Origin of the sequence: Nostoc sp. JL31, assembly GCF_017114965.1 — a bacterium.
GTDB classification, from domain to species: domain Bacteria; phylum Cyanobacteriota; class Cyanobacteriia; order Cyanobacteriales; family Nostocaceae; genus Nostoc; species Nostoc punctiforme_A.
Genome location: NZ_JABXKO010000049.1, coordinates 35,043 through 59,576 on the forward strand (window position 1 = coordinate 35,043; position 24,534 = coordinate 59,576).

At 38.4% G+C, this 24,534-nt stretch carries 12 protein-coding genes; 1 reads left to right on the forward strand and 11 read right to left on the reverse strand.

Annotated elements, in window-relative coordinates; genetic code table 11:
- The first annotated feature begins 64 nt into the window (after window positions 1-64).
- Window positions 65-1,408 (forward strand): cytochrome P450, encoded by a 1,344-nt coding sequence (locus HWQ43_RS12695; RefSeq protein WP_292733770.1) that lies wholly within the window; start codon window positions 65-67, stop codon window positions 1,406-1,408.
- A 281-nt stretch (window positions 1,409-1,689) separates the two neighbouring features.
- Here the strand turns inward: HWQ43_RS12695 and HWQ43_RS12700 are convergent, their stop codons facing one another.
- From HWQ43_RS12700 to HWQ43_RS12750, 11 genes are all read right to left on the reverse strand, one after another.
- Window positions 1,690-2,946: a bifunctional sterol desaturase/short chain dehydrogenase gene (locus HWQ43_RS12700; RefSeq protein ID WP_292733773.1), complete on the reverse strand. Its 1,257-nt coding sequence runs from the start codon at window positions 2,944-2,946 to the stop codon at window positions 1,690-1,692.
- Window positions 2,947-3,183: 237 nt separating this feature from the next.
- Complete coding sequence (locus tag HWQ43_RS12705; protein ID WP_292733775.1) at window positions 3,184-3,303, reverse strand: fatty acid desaturase; 120 nt, start codon at window positions 3,301-3,303, stop codon at window positions 3,184-3,186.
- Between the two features lie 503 nt (window positions 3,304-3,806).
- Window positions 3,807-4,847, reverse strand: a complete 1,041-nt coding sequence (locus tag HWQ43_RS12710; protein ID WP_292733778.1) for a methyltransferase — start codon at window positions 4,845-4,847, stop codon at window positions 3,807-3,809.
- A gap of 100 nt (window positions 4,848-4,947) precedes the next feature.
- Entirely contained in the window at window positions 4,948-5,826 is an 879-nt protein-coding gene (locus tag HWQ43_RS12715; RefSeq protein ID WP_292733781.1) for an SDR family oxidoreductase, read from the reverse strand.
- An 82-nt stretch (window positions 5,827-5,908) separates the two neighbouring features.
- The gene (locus HWQ43_RS12720) at window positions 5,909-7,285 is read right to left on the reverse strand and encodes an MATE family efflux transporter (RefSeq protein WP_292733784.1); all 1,377 of its coding nucleotides are present in this window, start codon (window positions 7,283-7,285) and stop codon (window positions 5,909-5,911) included.
- Between the two features lie 18 nt (window positions 7,286-7,303).
- Window positions 7,304-8,638, reverse strand: a complete 1,335-nt coding sequence (locus HWQ43_RS12725; protein ID WP_292733787.1) for a cytochrome P450 — start codon at window positions 8,636-8,638, stop codon at window positions 7,304-7,306.
- Window positions 8,639-8,676: 38 nt separating this feature from the next.
- A complete protein-coding gene (locus tag HWQ43_RS12730) occupies window positions 8,677-10,056 on the reverse strand; it encodes a cytochrome P450 (RefSeq protein WP_292733790.1) in 1,380 nt (459 codons plus the stop codon).
- Window positions 10,057-10,080: 24 nt separating this feature from the next.
- A complete protein-coding gene (locus HWQ43_RS12735) occupies window positions 10,081-14,163 on the reverse strand; it encodes a non-ribosomal peptide synthetase (protein WP_292733792.1) in 4,083 nt (1,360 codons plus the stop codon).
- A 189-nt stretch (window positions 14,164-14,352) separates the two neighbouring features.
- On the reverse strand, window positions 14,353-15,114 hold the full coding sequence (locus HWQ43_RS12740; RefSeq protein WP_292733794.1) for a class I SAM-dependent methyltransferase: 762 nt from the start codon (window positions 15,112-15,114) through the stop codon (window positions 14,353-14,355).
- 54 nt (window positions 15,115-15,168) lie between these two features.
- Window positions 15,169-19,788 carry a type I polyketide synthase gene (locus tag HWQ43_RS12745; protein ID WP_292733797.1) on the reverse strand — a complete coding sequence of 1,540 codons (4,620 nt, stop codon included), beginning with the start codon at window positions 19,786-19,788 and terminating at the stop codon, window positions 15,169-15,171.
- A 40-nt stretch (window positions 19,789-19,828) separates the two neighbouring features.
- Window positions 19,829-24,514, reverse strand: coding sequence for a type I polyketide synthase (locus HWQ43_RS12750; RefSeq protein ID WP_292733800.1), 4,686 nt, complete (start codon window positions 24,512-24,514; stop codon window positions 19,829-19,831).
- Between the last annotated feature and the right edge of the window lie 20 nt (window positions 24,515-24,534).

Consider the following 24,534-nt stretch of genomic DNA (forward strand, 5'->3'; position numbering starts at 1 on the left):
TTCAACGCTCAGGATAATGGGTGTATTTGTTTGAGATTATGAAGTGGAATCACAGGTAAATATTATGCTGAGTCAATTACCGAATTGCATTACTAGCCCTTCGTGGTGGCAACTGATCGGATGGATTGCCGATCCGATTGGATTTCAGCAAAAGTATAGTCAAAAGTATGGAGACATGTTTTCCATGCGACTGAGTGGACTTGGCTCTTATGTAATTATTAGCCATCCCCAAGCTATTCAAGAAATTTTCAGTCAAGATTCTAAATTTGATATTGGTCGTGGTAATAAACTTGCAGAGCCTTTGATTGGGCGAAATTCTCTGATGTTAATAGATGGTGCCCGCCATCGACGAGAACGAAAATTATTAATGCCCCCCTTTCATGGAGAAAGGCTACAGACTTATGCTCAACAAATCTGCTTAATTACCGAGCAAACCGCCAGTCAATGGCAAATCGATCAACCTTTTGTGGTTCGGTCTGCCATGCAGAAAGTTAGTCTAGAAGTAATTTTACAAATTGTCTTTGGTTTAAGTGAAGGAAAACGCTATCAACTAATTTTACCTCTGCTTACTAGTTGGTTGGATATGACTGATTCTCCTTTGCGCTCCAGTATGCTATTTTTCCGATTCTTACAACAAGATTGGGGAAAATGGACTCCTTGGGGGCAGATGAAAAGTAGACAAAACTATATTCATGAGCTACTTCAAGCAGAAATTGAAGAGAAAAGAACAAAGAACAATCAGAACCAGGGTGATGTTCTGAGCTTGATGATGGCAGCACGAGATGAAAATGGGCAAGCAATGACCGACGATGAATTAAAAGATGAATTGCTCACAATTTTATTTGCTGGACATGAAACTACTGCAACAAAGCTAGCGTGGGCTTTCTATCAAATTCACCAAAATCCAGATGTCCTCTCAAAATTGCAGCAGGAACTCGACAGCTTGGGAGAAAATCCGAACCCGATGGAAATTGCCCAACTTCCTTACTTAAGCGCAGTTTGCCAAGAAACCCTGCGGATGTATCCAGTCTTGCCAGGGCTTTTCCCACGGATTACCAAATCATCCATAAATATTGCAGGATATCAGTTTCCTACTGACACAACCTTAATGCCAAGTATCTACCTCTTGCATTACCGGGAAGACTTGTATCCTAATCCTCAACAATTTAATCCCGAACGTTTTTTAGGACGCCAGTATTCTCCTTGGGAGTTCATTCCTTTTGGTGGTGGAAGTCGGCGATGTTTAGGATATGCCCTTGCTCAGTTAGAAATCAAATTAGTCCTCGCAACAGTTTTATCCAATTATCAACTTACCTTAGTAGAAAATAAACCTATTAAACTGCAACGACGTGGATTTACCCTTGCTCCTAATGGTGTAGTTCGGATGATGGCTATTAAAAAACGATAAACTTTCTGGGTAGGAACTTCCGTAGCGATCGCTTTCTCAAGTTTATCCAAATTCTGTTTTAATTTAGCGATCGTTTGCGCCCTTACTCCTCCGTAATTTTATGCCCTTCTGCCAAAACTATTGCAAGGCTAAGGCGCTCACTTTCACTTTTGAGGGTTTGTAGTAAGCACTTTAGTGCTTAGAAAATAAGGACTAAAGTCCTTACTACAAACTTGCTTACCTATCAATTTAAACTTGACAAACTACTACCTGAAAATCATTCTTTTCGACTATTGTTTGCGTTAGTCTTGTTCACTTTTCGCTGTCCGGCTGAAGACTCGATAGTATAGTGAGGTACTAGTTTCCTTTAAAGGAAACAGCAGATAGGTGAGAGGATTTATTGCCACAATAATATTTCGGAAGTCACGCCGTGCCAAAAATAAGATCGCACGAGCAACTTGCTGTGTAGACATCACTCCATAAGGATTCAGTTGACTCTTAAATGGGCCAAGAATTAGCTTGCGAATTACACAATCCCCATCCAAACGCTTGAGGGTAACAATATCTCCTAACGCTCTTTTGCTGAGTTCATAAAGTGGACTTAGTGCTGGAGAAACCTCAGCCTCAGAAGTGTTTACCCAGATTTCCTTCGTTGCTTTTGCCTGTGGGCCTGTTACAGTTGTCAAAAATATATCTATCAACCGCAATGCTGAAAAGGTATTCACTTCATAAGAGGAGTTGATAGCCTCCGGTGTGCGGCTGGTGTAGACGTTGATTCCGTGGTTGATAATTAAAATATCTACTTTCTCTAAACTATCTCTCAGATTGGCTTCGTTGCCCAACTGCCAGGAAACCACCTTTACTCCAACTTGCTCTACTAATTTTTCTGGATTAGTGGTTAATGCGACAACTTTAGCATTATTCTTTACAAGTTCAGCCGCCAGCGCTTGCCCCAATGCTCCTGATGCTCCGGTTAAAGCGATGGTTTTACCTTTTAGAGACAGTCCTGTGCCCAGAATTTTATCCACTAGGGGAAAGACACCACTGTAGTAAGCGTTGACATCATCAAAATGATGCCGCCAATGGTAAGACCGATTCACCCACCAAATGGATGGTATTGTCTCTAAAGGGCCGGGTAGGTGGTTGTAATCTGTATCAATTTTTCCCTGAAAATATCGCACAGACGCGCCATACAAAAAGGTGCAAGCATAAGCTACTCCCAGCCATAACCCCAGTTGTTGGACAATTAAGGCAACGACTACCAAGACCACTAGCAGTAGACTCGACTCTAAAATGTCGTGATAGAGCTGGGATTCTTGGTAAATTTTCAGGGAAACTATCGATAAATCCCGACGATAGGCCATGTGGTGCTTGTTGTGCCATTTAGCAAGCCAATTGACTTGGTGACACAAAACATGGTAGCTGTCTCTCAAAACCTCAGCGAGTAAAAGTGAGAAGAGTGCCCAATTAGCAAACTGTAAGCTGGCATTTAGCCAAACCCAATTAATTTGTAAGCTTGTCTCAATTCCCATCAAGTTTTCAGCTAGCATTTTTATCATATTTGTCTATACTCGTTTTTTTTAATCATTCTTCATGATCTGATAAAGGCGCCTTAAGGTCGAGTCTAGAGCAAATTAAAATCAAAAGGAATGGGGAGCAGGGGACTTAGTTACAGTAAGTCTTTCCCCCTGTGCCTCTCTGCCTCTTATACCCCATACCCAATTAGGAATTAGTTAAGATATCCCAGTTGACTTTCACATAGCCAGGTTCAATGTGGGTAAAGTGTTTGCTAATTGCTAATGTGCTTTTGGTAGCACGTGAAACGGAATTGATGCGTACAAATGATGCTCTGCATGAAATCGCATATTCCACATGAAAAATCGTACAGACCAGAGTGTGAGTGTATTGGTCGACATCGCCAACGCAGTCACAGTCTGACCGGATTGCCTTTCCTCTAAGAAATTGAGTGTAGCAGTGATGTCTATAACGGGCTATTCGGCGTTGCACTCAACGGCAAAAAACCCGGCGTTAAGTACCGAGTTGAATACCAAAATTCGAAATCGCCCAATTAGCATTGGGATTAGGGCGGCCGCATCATGTCAACGAGAGCAGTATATTGTCAATAGAGTCTAAATCAATCTCATTAACTTATGCTTCTTGTTAAAACTTTAGGCGTTGGCGTAGCCCGCCGCAGGCATCGCTTTGAGTTCTACAAAATAGACCAAGCGATAAATACTGATTATGAGCGTTGATTCTTAATCTTGGTCGTGGTCAAGAGTAATTTAGATGCGTTTGCTCTGGGGCAAACTTGAGACGAATATTCTTACTAGGAGAAGGTTGATACCTTCCATATTCTGAATTGTCTTTCAACTCAGAACTCAGCACTTTTAACTCAGCATTCTTCATTATTAATTGATATCTAATTGATATCTATTTTAACTCCTTCAATAATACTAACATCCGATTGTGTTGGATAAATTTTAGTAAGTTTGAAACCTGCTGATTTAAATAAATCTTCAAACTCAGCTTCAGTACGAATACGTCCACCTGGACACATTACTAACATGTTGATATCTATAAACTTACTTCCTGAAAACTCGTTAGCAGGAGGAAGTACGTAGTCTATCACTAAAACCCGTCCTTGCTCTATCATGGCTTGATGACAACGTTGAAGAATAGCCAGCGATCGCTCGTCATCCCAGTCCTGAATAATATGTTTAAGAACATAAGCATCTCCTCCTTGTGGCAGGGCTTCAAAAAAGCTACCTCCTACAAGCTGACAACGACTAATAACGGATGCTATTTCTTGTGAATCCTTGGCTCTATTAATCACTTCTGCCTGATCGAACAATACTCCTATCATAGTAGGATTAGCTTCGAGTACAGCAGCTAAAAAGCTCCCTTTACCACCACCAACGTCTATTAGCTTATTAATTGACGAAAAATCATAAGCTTCCAGGTGTTCGGTATAGGAATCTTTTGATGAAGTCATAGCCTGGTCGAAGATTTCTCCTCGGCTAGGATTCTGTTCATTGTACTCAAACAAATCCATATCATACAAATCTTCAAAGGCACTTTTACCAGTTTCTAAGCAATACATTAAATTTCCCCAGGATTTATAGTAATGCTCTTCACCTCGGAAAATAGCCATAGCACGAATTGAGTCAGGAACGTTGCTTTGCAAACAATCTGCCAATGGTGTTAGCTCAAAGCATCGAGTTTGTGTCTCCGCAAAAATTCCGATACTGGCGAGCGCCCGCAAAACTCGATATAGAGAATCACTATGTGTATTTGTTGCAGCAGCTAAGATATCGCAATGTTGAGAGCCATCCTTTAGCAAATCAGCAATACCAAGTTTAGCGACGACATAGATACACCGTGAAACCCAGTAAGCATGTACCCATTCTATGGGACTGATTTGAAAGTCTGTATTATTAGGTTTTGAATCAGATGAAATCATGATTTTGAAATAAATTAACTAAGTGTTGATTGTCTGTAATATTCCAGTGAATATACTTTTAATTTGAGTATTCAACCGGATGAAATGCAGGAGAACAAGTTCAAATTTGATTTTTTAAATTCAAACTTTTTATAATCATTGCATCATAACTACGGTCTGGTATAATTTTTTTTAGCACAAGTTCAAGCATTAAACCTAGCTGCCCCTTAGATAAGAAATAACGTGTTTTAGGCTTCCTGATTTCTAAAGCCTTTATAATCGCATCTGCAACTTGTTCCGGCGGCATCCCTTCACGATTTGATTGAATTAAATCTTCTACAAAAAATTTATATGTATCTCCATACATTGCTTTAGCATCAGGTGACATATTGGCAAAATTTTTTCTAAAGCTTTCCTCTACTTTATCGGGAGCCGCAGATGCAATTGAGCCTGGTTCAATTAAGATAACTTCGATTCCCCAAGGATGTAATTCTATTCTCAAAGCATCGGTAAATGCCTCTAACGCAAACTTGGAAGCACACAAAGCAGAGATATATGGCCCAGAAATTACTCCTCCGATAGAGCCAATATTAATAATCCGACCTTTAACTTTTCGGATTAACGGTAAAAATTCCTGCGTCACCGCTATTTGCCCAAAAACATTGACTTCAAATTGCCATCTTAGGTCATCAAGCGAAATAAACTCCAGTGGGCCATCAACTAACAGACCAGCATTATTTACTAATCCTACTAATCCTTCATCAGGAATAGATTTTGAAACAATATCTGCCGCAGATTTAATTTCTTCTGATTTTGTAATATCCATGAAAATTGGTGTCAAATTCTCAGAGGAATCACTCTTGAGAGATTCAGCATCTTTTTCTTTACGGACTGATGCAAACACTCGATATCCTTTTTTGTCAAGCATAAGAGCTGCTGCTCTGCCTACACCTGTTGATGCTCCTGTAACTACGATAGCACCTTTATGTTTTGGAGGCATTTTTTTGACCTTTAGAGTGAATAGATATGCATGTGTAAGAACTACAATTTAAAATCAATAAAATTGGAATTATATTGATAATCTAATAGGGATTATCTTTTAGATAATTTATATTCATTTTTTTAAATTCAATAAATGTTAATAGAAGTGCAATAACCATCAGTAAAAAATCCGTAATAGCTATTCCATAATATACACCATTTACACCTAGTAGTTTTGATAAAATTACCACTAGTGGAATAAATAAAACTATATTATTTAAAATAATTATTATAGAAACAGTTTTTCCCTTTCCTATAGACTGAAATAGAACTGAACCAAAGGGAACAAAAGATATTGTTGGTATTAATAAACTCAAAACGCGAAAATTGAGTAAATCATTGTTTGTGAAAGTCGAATTTGGCAATAGCCAACTTAAAAATGTTTCTGGTGATAATTGCATTGGCAACCAAAATAATACAGCCAAAGCAGTTACAGAAATACTAAAAGTAAAATAAGCTTTTCTCACTCTATCATAATTTCTAGCTCCATAATTTATGCCAATCACTGGTTGTAATGCTTGCACAAACCCATTTAAAGGAATGAATGCTAATAAAGTCAATCTTATAGTTGCTCCGTAGAAAGCAATATCACTATTTGTTCCATAATAGGAGATAGATTTAAAAACAACAAAATTTTGAACTAATTCCATAACATTAGCGAGTAGTGCTGACATTCCCACTGATAAAATTCCCGGAAGTAAATTTATTGCTAGAGCCAGCTTTCTAGGATTAACTGGAATAGAACTTTTACCAGATAAGAAATATACAAAGTTTATTATGCAAAATACTATCATAGCAATAACAGTAGCAAGAGCAATTCCCCGGATACCCCAATGAAAAACTACAACAAATATAGGATTTAAAATTATATTAATAATGACATAAATACCTGCAAAAGTCATAGCTAATCTAACTTTACCTTCTGACTTAATAAGTTGGTTGGAAGCTACTGCTAAAATATAAAATACTGAGCCTAATATATAAGTTTTAAAATATTCAGAACCGGCAAAAGCTACTTGACCACTTCCTCCCATTAGTTTAATTAATTCTTCACTAAAACTGTAGCCAATTATAGTAATAAAAAAGGATATAAAAATACCCATTATAATTAAATTGCCAAAAATTTTGGACTGAGTTTTTATATCTCCAGCACCAATAGCTCGGCTCAGAACAGAAGCTGAACCTGTTCCAACTAAGTAAGCAAAACCATCTATGATAGCAGTAAGTGGTAGAGCTAAAGATATGCCAGCAATTGCTGTTTCTCCTATAAATTGCCCAGCAAATAGAGCATCAATAAAAGCATTCATGTTAATCAGCAGCATTACTAGAATGCCAGGAGCTGATAACTTGAACATCAGTTTTAAGATGTTACCTTTAAGTATCTCATTTTTTATTTTAGATTGGTTTTGTGAAGTCATTTTTAATTTATTTACTTATTAACGTGACCCAAGCATTACCATCTTCAAGCCACTAGCTGGAGGATAGTTAACGCCCCTAGCTTTAGGTTTCTCTACTCTTTTATGTGCTAACGCTAATTGATAGCGTGAGAGAATTGTTGCTAATACCAGTTTCATTTCAAAAAGTGCTAATAACTCACCTGGACAGCGACGAGCGCCACCACCAAATGGTAGAAACTCATAGGGAGAATATTCTTTTTCTAGAAAGCGCTCTGGTCTGAATTGCTTTGGTTGTGGATATAAATCCTCTCGTTGATGAGTCAAGTATATACATCCTCTTACTACGGTTCCTGGGTCTAATTTGTAGTCCATGACTTCAATTGGTGATTCTACAAGTCGTGGAAATGTCACAACCTGAGTTGGATAAATTCGTAGGGATTCATTACAAACAGCATTTAAGTAAGGTAATGCGATAATCTTTGCAGGTTCTAGGGATTCACCAAGAGTGTCAAGTTCTTCTAATAAGCGATCGCGAATACCAGGTACACTATGAATCCAGTACAAAGACCAACTTATAGCAGTGGCTGACGCATCTTGACCACCAAATAGCAATGATGGAAACAAATCTCGTATATATTCATAGGTCATTGGTTGACCCATTTCATCGCAAGCCAAGACCAGTTCTGATAATACATCGGTACGCAAAGGATTTACTTGTTGGTGGCGCTCTTCAATTTCGATGTGGAGTAGTTTGTCAAATTGCCGTTGTAAGTGAAGCCAGTATCCCCAAGGACTCCAGCGACCCAAATCCCTCTTTAGAAAAGGGTAGGACAGAGATATATCTAGCCAGCGAGACCGAGCGTAACTTATTAAATTAGAAAACAGTTGTCGAAATTGTTCGTAACGCTCTCCTTGATGTAACCCAAATAATGATGGCAAAACTACTTCTAAGGTAATCTTTTGCATAGTGGGGTAAGCAAGAAAAGATTTACCTAAAGTCAGTTGATTCATTACTTTTTCTGTTACTCTACAAATATGCTGTCCATATTCTTGTGTCTGAGTTTCGCGCATAGGTGACATCAACAACTTACGGCGATTTCTGTGACGCAACCCATCTAGTGCAAGCAACCCATACTTGCCGACAATTGATTCTCCACCTTGATTCAACTTACCAGAAGCTGTAATCTCTTTTGCATTAGTAAAAATCTGCTTCATCCCTTCTGGGTTGCTGATTATTACTAGAGGTATTGAATCAGCCATAATAGTGAAAATGTCGCCATAGCGATCGCCCATAGCATCCATGAAGGCAAGGGGATCGGTCTCAAATTGATTGAGTAATCGGGGAGAAGTTTTTGGCCCATCAGGTAGTTTCATTGGTATTTTTCTGACAAATGTTAATTAATTGATAGTTCTTAAACTAAACCGACTACGGATGGTTGTGATTGTCTTTGATTTTGACGCAGACCACGTATGACCATCTTCACACCGCTAGCTGGATAACAAATCAGACCTCCATATTTGGGACGTTCTGGGCGCTGACTAACTAGCTCTAATTCATAATTTGCCAGAATGGTTGCTAATATAAGTTTCATTTCAAATAAAGCAAAAGTCCCGCCAATACAAACACGAGAACCACCACCAAATGGGAGAAATTCGTAGGGAGAAAATTGTTTTTCTAAAAAGCGCTCTGGCTGAAATTCTTTTGGATTGGGATATAAATCTTCTCGCTGATGTGTAGAATAAATATTAGCAATAAGTATTGTACCGGGATTCAACTCGTAGCCCATCATCTCGACGGTCGATTCTACCAACCTGGGAAATGCAAACAACTGAGTTGGATAAATTCGTAAAGCTTCGTTACAAACTGCGCTGAGGTAGGGTAATGTGACAATGTTCATGGGGTCTGGGTTTTCACCAAGACTATCAATTTCTTCCAGCAGGCGCGATCGTATAGCAGGTAAACGGTGAATCCAGTACAAAGACCAAGCGATCGCAGTTGCGGAAGCGTCTTGAGCTGCAAATATAGGCGATAATAGAAGGTCGCGCACCTCTTGATTACTTAATGGTTCACCTGTTTCATCAGCAGCAAATATCAGATCGGTAAGCATATCAGTGCGTAAATAATCTGCTTGCTGGCGGCGTTCTTGCACTTCAGTATATAGCAATTGAAAAATTTCCCGTCGGAGGTGAAGCATATATCCTTCTGGACTCCACCGACCTAAATCCCGGTTTCCTAAAGGTAGTTTGGTAATAAATTTAAAAAGTTTAGATCGCTCGGATTTGAACACAGAAACAAATAAATGCTTGAGTTTGTCATAGCGTTTACCTTCAGGTAATCCCAGCACAACCTCTATACCTATGGACAACGTAATTTCTTCTATGATTGAGTAAGCGATAAAAGGTTTGTCAATCGCTTGTCGAGCCATAATTTTTTGCGTAAGTTCGCAGATACGTCGTCCACAGGCTTGCATTCGCGTTCCATGAAAAGCCTGCATGAGCAGCTTACGTCGATTTTTGTGAATTAAACCATCAAGTTGCAGTATTCCTTGATTTCCTGTGAACAGGGCAAAATCTTGGTTCAAGGTACCAGATGCGGTAATTTCTTTAGTATTGGTGAAAAGTTGCTTGATAGCCAAAGGATTACTAACATAAATCATTGGCGTAGAACCAAGCATTCTAGTCACCATATCCCCATAAAGTTGGGAATTAGCATCCATATAGCCAAAGGGGTTAGCCTCGAATTGCAGAGCTAGTAACCAAGCAGGAGTTTTTGGCCCTGGGGGTAGTTTCATCAGTCTTTTTTACTCCCATTATTTTTATACAGCATTATCAATACAAACTCTCAGATATCTGGCTAATTCCTGAATATAAGGTTCTACGAAAATTGAGAAATGGTCGCCAGGAATTTCAATCATTTGTATAGGTTGCTTGGAAAATTTATCCCAACCTAGAAATGGATCGTCGGTATTCCATTCGGGGTTTTCAAAATCATGAATTATTTCCTCATTTGCTCGGAATAAAGTCATTTTCTCAGAATAAATCTGCGGGACATAACCTCGCATAGCTTGAACATGAGATTTAAACAGTTTGTAATGGTGAAGAAAATCATTAATCTCCGCATCGCTAAAAATGAAATTTGCTTTTTGATTAATAAAATTAAGTTGCTGATTTAATGGCAAATCTCGAAGTTCTTCAAAAGGTACTAAAAAGTCTATATTATTATCGGTTTTTATTGATTCAGCGATCCTGAGCAAAAATTTTGCATCGTCATCGTCTGTAGATTCGATGGGTGTTTCTGATAGTATGGCATCGATGATAACTAATAAACTTACTGTTTGACCCTTCTTTTGCAACTGTTGCGCCATTTCAAAAGCAAGTACACCGCCGTAACAATGACCACCTAAAAGATAAGGACCATTTGGTTGTACTTTACGAATTTCTTGGAGGTAACGAGTTGCAGTTTCTTCTACTGAAATAATTTCTGCTTTGTCTTGTTCTAAGGTATCTTCCAAAGCGTAAAATTGATAATCTTCACCAAGTCTTCTGGATAAGTTAAAGTAGTGACTAATACCTCCACCAGCGCCATGTATACAGAAAAAAGGTATTTTAGAACCGGAAGAGTTAATTGCTACTAGAGGAGAATTAGAACTCTGACGGGATGGCTGACTGACAATAGTTGCTAGTTTTTCAATTGTTGGGTTTTCAAAAAGAGTAGATAGGGGAAGATTATGCTCAAATCTGTCATGAATTTGAGCCATTAAGCGTACAGCTAAAAACGAGTGACCACCCAACTCGAAGAAGTTATCTGTCACCCCAATCGGGTTAGTATTTAGGAGATTTTCCCAAAGTTTTACTAATGATAATTCTGTAAAATTCCGAGGAGCAACAAATGATTGGCTAGTAGTTGGTCGGATAACTTCATCAATTGGCAGAGAACGCTTGTCTACTTTGCCATTAGGTGTAAGTGGGAGCTTATCCAGCACAACGAAAGCAGACGGTAGCATATAATTAGGCAACTGATGCTGCAAATAGGGCAACAGTTGTGTAGCTATATCCTGTTTATTTGTGACGACATAGGCAATCAAACGCTGATTTTCTTGAGCATCATCGTCGACAATTACAATAGATTCTTGCACATCTGGATGTTGTGCGATCGCAGCCGCAATTTCACCCAATTCTACTCGAAAACCTCTAATTTTTACTTGTTCATCCTGACGACCCAAATACTCCAGACTACCATCATTGCGATAACGCACAAAATCGCCTGTTTTATAAAGCTTGGTTCTGGGAACAAAGGGGTTATCAATAAATCGTTCTTGAGTTAATTCTGGACGATGTAAATAACCCTTCGCTAACCCATCACCACCAATATAAAGTTCTGCAATTACTCCTCTAGGTGTTAATTGTAAATCCCGATTCAACACATAAGTTTGAGTATTGTCAATAGCACGACCGATGGGGACACTGCTTGCTTGGTCTTCTAATAAACTAGTATCATAGTAAGTAGCGTTGGCGGAAACTTCCGAGGAGCCATAAAGATTAATTAATTTTGCAAATGGGATTAATTCTCGGAAACTTTTAGCTAAGTTAATAGATAGTGTTTCCCCGCTAGTTATCCAAAGTTTGAGCTGCGATAATTTCTTGAGCAGATGACTGTAATTGTTAATCAGTAAGCGCAGTAGTGAGGGTACAAGTATAATACGGCTTACTTGATGATGAGCTAGAGTTTCTATAAATAGTTGCGGGTCTAGTATAGTTGCATTACTGATAATTACTGTAGGAATTCCTTGAAGTAAAGGAGCAAAAATTTCCCATACAGAATCTACAAAACTAATAGCTGTTTTTTGACAACAAACTTCTCCTTGGGTAAAAGGATAGGTTTTCCATAGCCAATGTAAGCCATTGACTGTACCACGATGAGTGCCAAGAACGCCTTTAGGTGTTCCAGTTGAGCCAGAAGTGTAGATAATATAGGCGAGCTTATCAGATGCAGAGATGTTAATGGGATTTTCTGAACTTTCTTGAGCAATTTCATCTTTGTGGATATCTAAGCAAACGGTTTTAGCCGAAGATAATGATAGTTTTTCTAATATCTCTTGCTTGGTAATTAACAGCGATGCTTGGGAATCAGAGAGCATAAAATTCAGGCGCTCTACTGGATAACTCGGATCGAGGGGAATGTATGCACCACCAGCTTTGAGGATAGCTAAAATTCCTGTCACTATGTCTATGGAGCGTTCCAGACATAGAGCAACCAGCGTTTCTTTTGTTATACCCTGTTTTCGTAGATAATGTGCAAGCTGATTCACTCTGTGGTTAAGTTGACGATAAGTCAGTTTCTCAGACAGGCTAATTAACGCTAAAGAGTCAGGTGTTAATTTTACTTGTTGCTCAAATAATTGATTCAAAGATGCATCTTGAGGATAATCAGCACGAGTTTGATGAAATTTTAATAATAGTTGTTCTTGTTCAGAAGCAGTTAGTAATGACAACTCACTGATGCGCTGTTCTGGATTAACAACAATATTTTCTAATAATGTCTGGAAGTTGTTGATAAATTGAGTAATGGTTGTTGAATCAAAAATGTCTGTATTGTACTCCAAACATCCTGTTAAACCTTCTTGGAATTCAGATATCGACAAGAAAATATCTAGTTGAGCTGTACCACTATCAAATTCCAAGTTACGCAAGCTTAATCCAGATACTTCCTGTACAGAGGTTGGAGTATTTTGCAAGACAAACATGATTTCATAAAGTGGATTTCGGCTTAAGTCGCGTTCGAGTTGTAATTTTTCTACAAGCATCTCAAAAGGCAAATCTTGATGTGCATAAGCATCAAGAGTCACCTGACGCACTCGACGTAGAAATTCGCGAAAACTGGGATTACCACTAAGGTTATTACGTAACACCAAAGTATTAACAAATAAACCCAGCATTCCTTCTAATTCTGCACGATTGCGGTTAGCAATTGGAGAACCAATTAAGATGTCTTCTTGGTCTGTGTAGCGATATAATAATATGTTAAATGCTGCCAGCAAACTCATAAATAAAGTCGCGTCTTCTCGCTGGCTTAATTGTCTGAGTACATCAGTCAGGGCTTTTGAGAATGTAAAGTACTGCTTGGCACCACTGAAAGTAGTAACCTTCGGTCGCGGACGGTCTGTAGGTAATTGTAGTACAGGTAACTCACCATTGAGTTGTTGCTTCCAATAATTTAATTGGGTTGCGAGGAATTCACCTTGGATGCGATCGCGTTGCCAAATTGCAAAATCTGCGTACTGAATGGGGAGTGCAGGTAAGGGAGAAGGCTGATTTGTTGAAAAAGCAGCATACAGCGTTGACAACTCCCGCAGGAACACATTACAAGACCATCCATCCGTAATAATGTGGTGCATAGTCACAAGCAAAACGTGTTCTTCTCCACTCAAGCGCAGTAAAGTTGCTCTGACTAGAAGCCCTTTAGCTAAATTAAAAGGTTTTTTTGCTAAGTCTGCTGCAAATTGCTTAACCTCCGACTCCCAGTTATTATCAGACAAATGTTCAAAATTAATAATAGATAAATCCCAAGTTAATTGGGGTGCAATTTCCTGTATTGGTTCTCCATTTATAATCTGAAAATTTGTCCGCCAAACTTCATGACGATTGAGGATTTCATGCAAACACTGTTGCAGTACTGTAATATTCAGCCGTCCTTTAATCTGAAATGCGATGGAAATATTGTAGAAAGAACTCCCGTGATAAAGCTGGTCAACAAACCATAGTCTTTGTTGGGAGAAAGATAAGGGAATATTTTTAAATACTTGACGTTTGGGAATAATATCAGCTTGAAGATTCCCTCTCTTCCATTTTTCTAAAAGGGCTTTTTTCGCTGGGGATAAATTAAAGTCTTGTTTCTCCATTGCTGATAAATTATTAATAGTTACTAGTTATTAGTCTTTTAGCTAAGTTTAGACTTGTCGCTGAATAAAAATTTTCATTCTCAAACTCTTGATTCAGATAGCTATACCGTTATCAAAAGCTTATTAAGTGACAAGTCCTATCAGCTAAAACAATTAATTTTGACTGAGCCACTAATCTCGGCAATTATACTATCGCGTCAGGGATGGTTTGCGACAAACAAAGCAATCCTCACCTGTTGGGGTAGGGTCTCCAAAATCCTTGCTATTGTAGTGATTAATTTCTATAAAGCCCACATTTTCTAAAGCCGACTGAATTTCTGATGAGAAATAAGCTTTATCCAGTAAGGTACTGTCAGAACGCTTCCACATTCCATTTATCAATTCAAATGTGGTAGATTTGAGTTCCCGCATCCTTTCTTCTGGGTTGTATTTGCCTTCTTCAAGATAAACATATTTATCAGTGATATCACATATATTGAAATCTTCTAGAAGACTCTCACGCGATACACTGTCCACAGTTACTATGGTGAACACAAACAGACCATTATTATGCATCGCTGCATACACGTTTCTGAAGACAGTTGTCAATTCCTCAAGGTTGAGAATGAAGCCGAGAGTGTTTCTTGAAAAAACTGCATCATAGGTGGGTAATGACTCAAACTTACGTATATCACTAAGAATAAATTTACTTTCAGGTGCATTTATTTGGGCGTAGTGCAATAGTTTTTCAGAACAATCAAGTCCAGTCGTTTGATAACCTCTTATATGAAACTGTTGGACTAATTGTCCGTTAGCGCAACCAATGTCGAGAATATGTGCTCCTTTAGAAAGGTGTTTTAGCATTAATTGCTCTAAAATTAGTGCTATAGTTTCGGCTTCGGAAGTGATACCAATAGCGTTATATACCGAAGCAATAGGGTCGTGATTTGCATCATTATTGGCTAAATACATAAACTGCTTTTCCTATTTCTAGATAAAGATTTAAAATCAAGTATTTGGGGAAACTTATAACAAGAGAACTGCTACTTCTTCTTCGGATAATTCTTCAATCTTTTCCAAGAGAAGTTGTTCAACTATTTCTGCTTGTTTCGCTGGTATCATTGCTTCAAATAAAATGTCACGTAGTGGTAAGTCTACAGGGAATTTGGTTCGCAATCGTGAAACTAATTGAGTTGCAATCAGTGAGTCGCCTCCTAACTCATAAAAGTTGTCGTAAATACCAATTTCTACAATTCCAAGTACCTCTTGCCATATTTCCGTAATTTGTTTTTCCAACTCATTTTTCGGAGCAACATAGGAATTACTCAGGCTAGGTCTAGAGTACTGTGAGGATAAATTTAATTGATTAGTTGATGTTGAATTTGCTAGAGAGTCAAGGCTAAATGGATAATTTTTTCTGGCATGAATATCTACTTTAGAAAGAATAATCTGAGTTCCTTCTCTTACAGAAAATACTCGTTTAAATAGTTCTATAATTTCTGTTTGGCTAATAGCTAATTTTGTTCCAGATACTTCCTCAAGTGTTGTTTCTTCTTGGTTAGTATTCAGTTGTAATTTATCCCAGTTTATAATATACCACGGAAAATCACTATTCTGGTTGTGTCGGTTAGCAAAGGTGTCAATGGATTGATTAGCTGCTGAATATAAGCCTAGTCCAAATCCTCCTAAAATGGAAGATAAAGAAGATAAAATAATCCCAAAATCTAATTTTATGTTTTGTAAAACTTGTTCTAATACTGTAATCTTACAAAGTTGGGATTCTAAGAATTTTTGTAATTCTATTTTACCAATTTCTGGAATGGAACCAAATATATTTGCGCGTTTTATTCCAGTTGAATAAATGACCCCATTAATTTGTCTAATATTTTCAGATGCAAGGTTTTGAGACATTTGCTCATAATTAGTTGTATCTGCACGCATTACCAAAATTTTTGCACCTAATTTCTCTAATGCTAGCAATTGTTGAATTTTGCAACTCACTTCATCTTCTTGAGTGTGAGATTCCAGCCATTGCGATAAATCATCTTTTTCTGGGAAAGTAGAATCCTCGATAAATATGAGTTTTGCTTGAAAGGTTTTTGCTAAATATTCTGCAAGCACAACTTCAATACTTTCTAAACCACTAGTGAATAGGTAAACACCTTGTTTTCTCAATGGTGTTTTTTCGTTAGCTACTGACTCTAAGCGAACTGGCTCAAACGTTTGTACCCAACGGTAGCGATCGCGATAAGCAACTACCATGTCTGAGGATACAGATGTCAACTCATCCAAAAGTTGGTCAATAATATTACTCTCACAATCTTCTTGTCCTTTTTCTGCATCTCTGCGATTAGTTAAAGCAATATCAATACATCGACAAGTAATATTAGGATTCTCTTGAGGGATGACTTTACATAAACCTAATATGGTTGCTTTCTCTGGGTCTAGTTTTTCATTCCCATTCACCTCTTGGATGTTGTTCGATACGACCAAAATTTGCAAGCGATCGCTAATTTTCAGTTTACTAAGGCTCTGCATGAAAAATAGTAAACTGTTGAATTCTAAATAATTTCCTCGTTGACAATTTTCAATATGGCTTACGCTCCAGAAATAAGCAATATATTCTGGATTTTGACCTGATGATCTTAATTCTTTTAGTAAGGTATTATAGTCTTCACTTATACAGGGATTAATTGTATAAATACCCTCACTTGATTTACTAAAATACTCTCCTTTTTGAACAATGATAATATTTACAGGTTGCTTTGTTAACGCATCAATTACTTTTTTACCCAGTCCCAAATCATCCACAAAAAACAGCCAATTTTCTTGTGTAGATTTTATTGGATAAAAAGACGACTTATGCAGCAAAGAACGCTTCCATGAAGGAGTATAAAACCAGTCAGCAATATCTTGTTTATGATCTAATGTAATTGATTTTGTATTTACTGAAGTGGGTGGGGATTTCGCATCAACCCAGTACCTTTGTCGTTCAAAGGGGTAAGTAGGCAAAGGCAAACGATGACGCTGCTCATGGGTATAAAATCCCCCCGACCAATCTATTTCGACACCAGAAAGCCACAACCGACCTAATGTTTGCAACAACCAGGCAACATCAGATTGCTGTTCCTTAACATGGCGTAACAAAGTCAATACCTGTTGCTTGGCATTTCCATTCAAATGCTGTGTCGTTAATGTACTTAAAGTTCGCCCTGGTCCTACCTCCAGAAAAACACCTTCAAATTGCTGTATGAGTTGGGATATCCCATCTGAAAATCTGACAGTTTCTCGTAAATGTTCACACCAATAATTCGGATTTGTCGCTTGCTCTTTACTAATCCAACTACCAGTTACATTAGAAATAAACCGAATGCGTGGTGGATTCAGTTTGACTGTTTTTATCACCTCAATAAATGCTGGCAATATTGGCTCCATCATCGCCGAATGAAATCCATGAGATGTATGCAACAGCCGACATTCAACTTCTTGAGAGGATAATTGCTTTTCTAGGGCTACAACTGCCTGGTTTGTTCCCGAAACTACACAAGAAGATGGGCTGTTAATCGCTGCGATTTGTAGAGATGTTTGATACAACTTTTGTGCAGACAACAGCAACTGCACATCTTTTTCTGGTAGCCTAATTGCCAGCATACTCCCAGAGGGCAACTGTTGCATCAACTGTCCTCTTTTTGCCACAATTTTTAAGGCATCTTCTAGAGAAAATACATCTGCAATGGTTGCGGCGACATATTCCCCAATACTATGACCAATCATTGCTTCTGGTCGCACACCCCAAGACATTAATAACTGAGTCAGGGCGTACTCTGTAACGAATAACGCGCTTTGGGTTAAGGCTGTTTGTTGTAGTTGCAAACAAGCTGCTTCAGTATCTTCTTCTCTGGGATAAAGTAGGGAACGGATATCAATGCCCAGATGGGGTTGCAAAATCACAGCGCAAGTATCTACATGTTTTTTAAACGTCGGTTCGACTTTATACAGTTCCCGACCCATGTTTGCATATTGTGAACCTTGTCCTGAAAACATCAAGATGACTGGCTGTTGTCTATGCTCTTGACATACAGTAAAAATTCGTTCCTGCGCCTGTGTTGCCAAGACACTTACAGCATCTTGAACACTCTCACACACCAAAATTCGGCGATGGTTAAAAGCTCTACGACCCACTTTTAGAGTGTAAGCAACATTAGCTAAATTTATATCTGGATATTGGTTTAAATACGTAACCAAATTTTCAGTTGCAGTATCTAAGGCTGTGCTAGTTTTGGCTGATAATAATATCAATTGCCAAGGTCTAGAGTCATCAAAATATTTAATGTCAGGGGCTTCTTCCAGAATCAGATGGGCATTAGTTCCACCAAAACCTAAGGAACTAACTCCTGCTCTCCGGGGAGTATTGTTAGCTTTCCACTCGGTAAGTTTAGTATTAACGTAGAAGGGGCTGTTGACAAAATCAATCTCAGGATTGGGAGCTTCAAAATTTATACTAGGAGGTATTTGTTTATATTTTAATGCTAGGACAGTTTTGATCAGACTTGCAACACCAGATGCTGTGTCTAGATGTCCAATATTTGGTTTTACTGAACCTACAGCGCAGAAGCCATTTCTTCGCGTAAAAGCACGAAAAGCCTTAGTGAGCGCAGCAATTTCTACTGGGTCTCCAGCAGCTGTTCCAGTTCCATGAGTTTCTATATAGGAAATATCATCAGCATCTATTCCAGCATTTGCCAGAGCCTCTACAATAACTTCAGCCTGGCCATTTACACTAGGTGCTGTATAGCTAACTTTTAAAGAGCCATCATTATTGATTGCTGAACCTTTAATAACTGCATGAATGTAATCTCTATCTGCTATTGCATCTTTTAATCTTTTTAAAACGACTATTCCCAGTCCACTGCCGAAAATAGTACCCTGTGCTTTAGCATCAAATGCCCGACAATGACCATCAGGAGACAAAATTCCGTCCTCTTCATATAAGTAACCTGACTTTTGTGGAACTATAATCGTAACCCCACCTGCTAAAGCAATATCACACTCTTCATCAAGTAAACTTTTGCAGGCTAAATGTACAGCAACTAATGAAGTAGAACAGTAAGTTTGGATACCTACACTTGGTCCTTTTAAATTTAATTTATACGATATATTAGTGGTCAAAAAATCTTTGTTCAGAGTATAGTTATTGGAAATATTTATTAAATTAACGTTTTCATATATATTGTGAAAAAAGTAACTATTTGTGCTAACACCGGCATAAACCCCAATCAAACCTTCATAGTTTTCTGGATCGTATCCAGCGTTTTCAAGAGCTTCCCAAGCACATTCTATGAATAGGCGATGTTGGGGGTCCATTACTTCAGCTTCTCTAGGGCTGCAACCAAAGAACTTAGCATCAAAATACTCAATGTCTTCTAATACAGGTGCTGCTTTAACATAATTGGATTCGTTTAAAACTTTCTCTTCAAGATTTAAATCTACTAAATCATGATTGGAGAAAAATGAAATAGACTCAACACCATTTTGAAGATTATGCCAAAAATCATCAATATTTTTTGCCCCAGGTAAACGGCCAGACATTCCCACTATTGCTATATCTATATTTGCTGTATGTTCTTGCTTTATATTGGTATTCATAATTTCTCGCTCTAGATAAATTAACTGAAGTTAACATATTTTAGTTACTTTGGATTTTCATCTGTCTTCTTTTCTGTCCTCGGCTTAGTCTTTGTTCAAAAGCATTTTCCTGAGATTCTTCAGGAGTAAAAATCTTTGCCATAGAACTGATATTCGGACATTCATAAAGTTTGGCAATAGAAATATTTACATGAAATACCTTATTTAAGGTTGCAATCAGTTGAATACCTATCAACGAATCACCACCAAGTTCAAAAAAATTATCATAGATTCCTATCCTTTCAATCCCAAGGATTTGTTGCCAAATTTCAAATAGCTGTTGCTCAATTTTATTTCGAGGAGCAACATAATCATTACTTAATTCAGGTCGAGGATATTTTGAGCTAGATAGATTGGCAATTTCTAAAAATTCTAGAGATTGTATTTGTTTGGAAGAATTATAATGTTTGAGTTTATCCAAGAAGTCAGAGGTAGATATTACAACTTGAGATATTGTATTTGCCAAAGTACGTAGAAAAACCTCTACACCCTCATTAGGTAATATGCCTTGTTTAAGCTCTTCTATTCGTGATTCTTGGAGGTGTTGAGGAACTCCTGTGTTTACAGCCATTCCAATTTCTTGCCAAGCATCCCAGTTGATACTTGTAGTAAATTTGCCATGTTTTGAGGCATTACGGTGAGCAAAGGCATCAAGAAAAGCATTTGCTCCACAATAGTCTACTTGTCCAAAATCCCCTAAAATTGAGGTGCTTGATGATACTAGAATAAAGAAATCTAACTGAATATTTTTGACAAGTGAATCAATAACTACTGTACCTTTGACTTTCGGAGCCAGAATACTTTCTGCTTCTGCTTGAGTTTTTCGCTGAATGACACCGCCTCCAGGAATTCCAGCAGCATGGATGATACCGTTTAACTGACCAAATTGCTGTTGAGTTCGAGTAATGACACTTTGCATTTTTTCGATGTTACTCACATCAGCACTCACCACTAAAACTTCTGCACCTAAGTCTTCGATTTCTTTAACTTTGCGAATTTTGTAGCTAGTCCTATCAGTTTCATCGTGAGTAGCAAGCCATTGAGACCATTCGTCTTTTTTGGGTAAACCAGAACGGCCTATCAATACTAGTTTTGCTTGTACACTTCGAGCCAAATATTTTGCCAAAACAAGTCCAATATCTCCGAGTCCACCTGTAATTAAATAGACTCCTTTTTCTCTTAGTCGAGGCTTTTCGATTTTAGCTTTATCGAAGCGCACAGGTTCAAAACTTTGTACCCAACGGTTCAAACCTCGATAAGCAATGAGTTTGTCCGAATCAGGAACTTTCAGTTCCGCCAGCAATTGTTCTACAAGTTTTTCTTCTTGCCAATTTCGTTGTTCTGCAAGTATAACATCAATACTACGACAGTTTATATTTGAATATTCTTGAGATATGACTTTAATTGGCCCAAGTAAAGTAGCTTTCTCCGGAGAAAGTACTTCATTGCCATTTACTGACTGTAGGTCGTTAGAAATAACTGTAATTTGAAAATCATCACTAGTTTCTAGTTTTCCCAAAGCTTGAGCAAGAAATAGCAGGCTGTAAAATCCTATTATTTGAGCTTTTTCAACTTTTTCAATTTCTAATTCTTCGTCAATACTAGGTGTAACATTCCATAAATGAGCAATCGTTTTTGGCAACTTATTTTGCTTAGAAAGCTCCTGGAGTAAAATATCGTAGTCATAATTATTTTTCGGATTAATAGTATATTGAGATTCACTTAGTATGGTAAAACTCTCACCAACTTTTACAGTAATTACATCCTGGTTTTGTGTTTCTAATTGTTTGACCAATTTACTACCCAAGCCACACTCATCGATAAACACCAAAGTGCAGGACTTCTCAGATGCTAATTCTTGATGTTCAAGTTGTAATGGTGGTAACGAAGGCTTCCAAAAAGGGATATAAAACCAGTCGGCTATATCAGGTTTTTTACCCAGTGATACTGGAGTGTGACGCTCATCTTGTCCTTGCTTGTTAGGTTCAATCCAGTACCTTTGTCGTTCAAAGGGGTAAGTAGGCAAAGGCAAACGATGACGCTGCTCATGGGTATAAAATCCCCCCGACCAATCTATTTCGACACCAGAAAGCCACAACCGACCTAATGTTTGCAACAACCAGGCAACATCAGATTGCTGTTCCTTAACATGGCGTAACAAAGTCAATACCTGTTGCTTGGCATTTCCATTCAAATGCTGTGTCGTTAATGTACTTAAAGTTCGCCCTGGTCCTACCTCCAGAAAAACACCTTCAAATTGCTGTATGAGTTGGGATATCCCATCTGAAAATCTGACAGTTTCTCGTAAATGTTCACACCAATAATTCGGATTTGTCGCTTGCTCTTTACTAATCCAACTACCAGTTACATTAGAAATAAACCGAATGCGTGGTGGATTCAGTTTGACTGTTTTTATCACCTCAATAAATGCTGGCAATATTGGCTCCATCATCGCCGAATGAAATCCATGAGATGTATGCAACAGCCGACATTCAACTTCTTGAGAGGATAATTGCTTTTCTAGGGCTACAACTGCCTGGTTTGTTCCCGAAACTACACAAGAAGATGGGCTGTTAATCGCTGCGATTTGTAGAGATGTTTGATACAACTTTTGTGCAGACAACAGCAACTGCACATCTTTTTCTGGTAGCCTAATTGCCAGCATACTCCCAGAGGGCAACTGTTGCATCAACTGTCCTCTTTTTGCCACAATTTTTAAGGCATCTTCTAGAGAAAATACATCTGCAATGGTTGCGGCGACATATTCCCCAATACTATGACCAATCATTGCTTCTGGTCGCACACCCCAAGACATTAATAACTGAGTCAGGGCGTACTCTGTAACGAATAACGCGCTTTGGGTTAAGGCTGTTTGTTGTAGTTGCAAACAAGCTGCTTCAGTATCTTCTTCTCTGGGATAAAGTAGGGAACGGATATCAATGCCCAGATGGGGTTGCAAAATCACAGCGCAAGTATCTACATGTTTTTTAAATGTTGGTTCGACTTCATACAGTTCCCGACCCATGTTTGCATATTGTGACCCTTGTCCTGAAAACATCAAGATGACTGGACAGTGACCTGGCTTGTGGTGGTAACTAAAAATACGTTGTGGGTATTGGCTGTTAAGCGATTTCACTGCATCATTTTGGTCTTGGCAAATCACGATGCGGCGATAGTCAAAAGCTCGACGACCTACTTGTAGGGTGTGAGCGACATCTGGTAGGGGAATATCGGGGTTTTGCTCTAAATAATCACGCAATTGTGCTGTTGCAGTGTCTAAAGCTGTGCTGGTTTTGGCTGAGAGCAACAACAATTGCCACGGACGGGAGTGTAGAGACGCGCCAAGTTGCGTCTCTACTGGAGCTTCTTCCAAAATAACATGGGCATTAGTCCCGCCAATACCAAAAGAACTCACACCAGCTCTGCGGGGTGTTCCATTGTTTTTCCACTCGGATAATTTGGTATTGACGTAAAAGGGGCTATTGGCAAAGTCTATCTGTGGATTTGGCTCTTGAAAGTGCAAACTTGGAGGTATTTGTTTATGTTTTAATGCCAGAACTGTTTTAATTAAGCCTGTTACACCAGCTGCTGTATCCAAATGTCCCACATTGGTCTTGACTGAACCAATAGCACAAAAACCTTTTTTACTTGTGCTAGCACTAAAAGCTTGTGTAAGAGCTTTAATTTCAATTGGATCTCCTAAGATAGTTCCTGTACCGTGTGTTTCTACATAAGAAACAGTCTCAGGTTCGACTCCAGCTAAAGCTAAAGCTTCTAAAATAACTTTCCTTTGACCATCAACACTAGGGGCTGTATATCCAACCTTTAAAGAGCCATCGTTATTAACAGCTGAACCCTTGATTACTGCATAAATAAAATCACCATGAGCAATAGCATCCTCTAATCTTTTCAAGACTACTACACCTAAACCACTGCCACCATTAGTTCCTTTCGCTTGAGCGTCAAAAGCTCGACAATGACCATCAGGAGAATGAATTCCTCCTTGTTGATAGTGATAACCAGTTTTTTGTGGCACTTCAACGCTAACACCCCCTGCTAAAGCTATATCACTTTCACCATTTAGTAAACTTTGGCAGGCTAGGTGGACAGCAACCAATGATGTGGAACAGGCTGTCTGAACATTGATGCTTGGCCCTCTTAAGTTTAATTTATAAGAAATTTGTGTTGGGAGAAAATCCTTATCATTGCCAATAGTAATACTGCCTTCTGATTCCATCAAATCCCGATGGGAATATAAGTTTGATAGCAGATAGGAACTGGCAGCAAGACCAGCAAAAAGACCTATTTGACCGCTATAAGTTTCCGAATTATAGCCAGCATTTTCTAAAGCTTCCCAAACACTTTCCATAAAAAGACGGTGTTGTGGGTCTGTAAGTTCAGCTTCTCTGGGGGAAAAACCAAAAAATGAAGCATCAAATAACTCTATATTTTCTAATATACCGCTTGCCTTCACGTAATTGGGTTCGTTAAGCAATGATCGATCTACCCCAGCAGATATTAGTTCTTCATTCGTGAAAAAAGAAATTGACTCTACGCCATCCCGCAGGTTGTTCCAAAAGCTATCAATTTCATTTGCTCCCGGAAAACGACCCGCCATACCAATAATAGCAATCTCGTCCTGAAGATTCTCATTTAAGCTATGAATAAAATTATTGGCTATATCCATAAGTCAAAACCTGATAATAA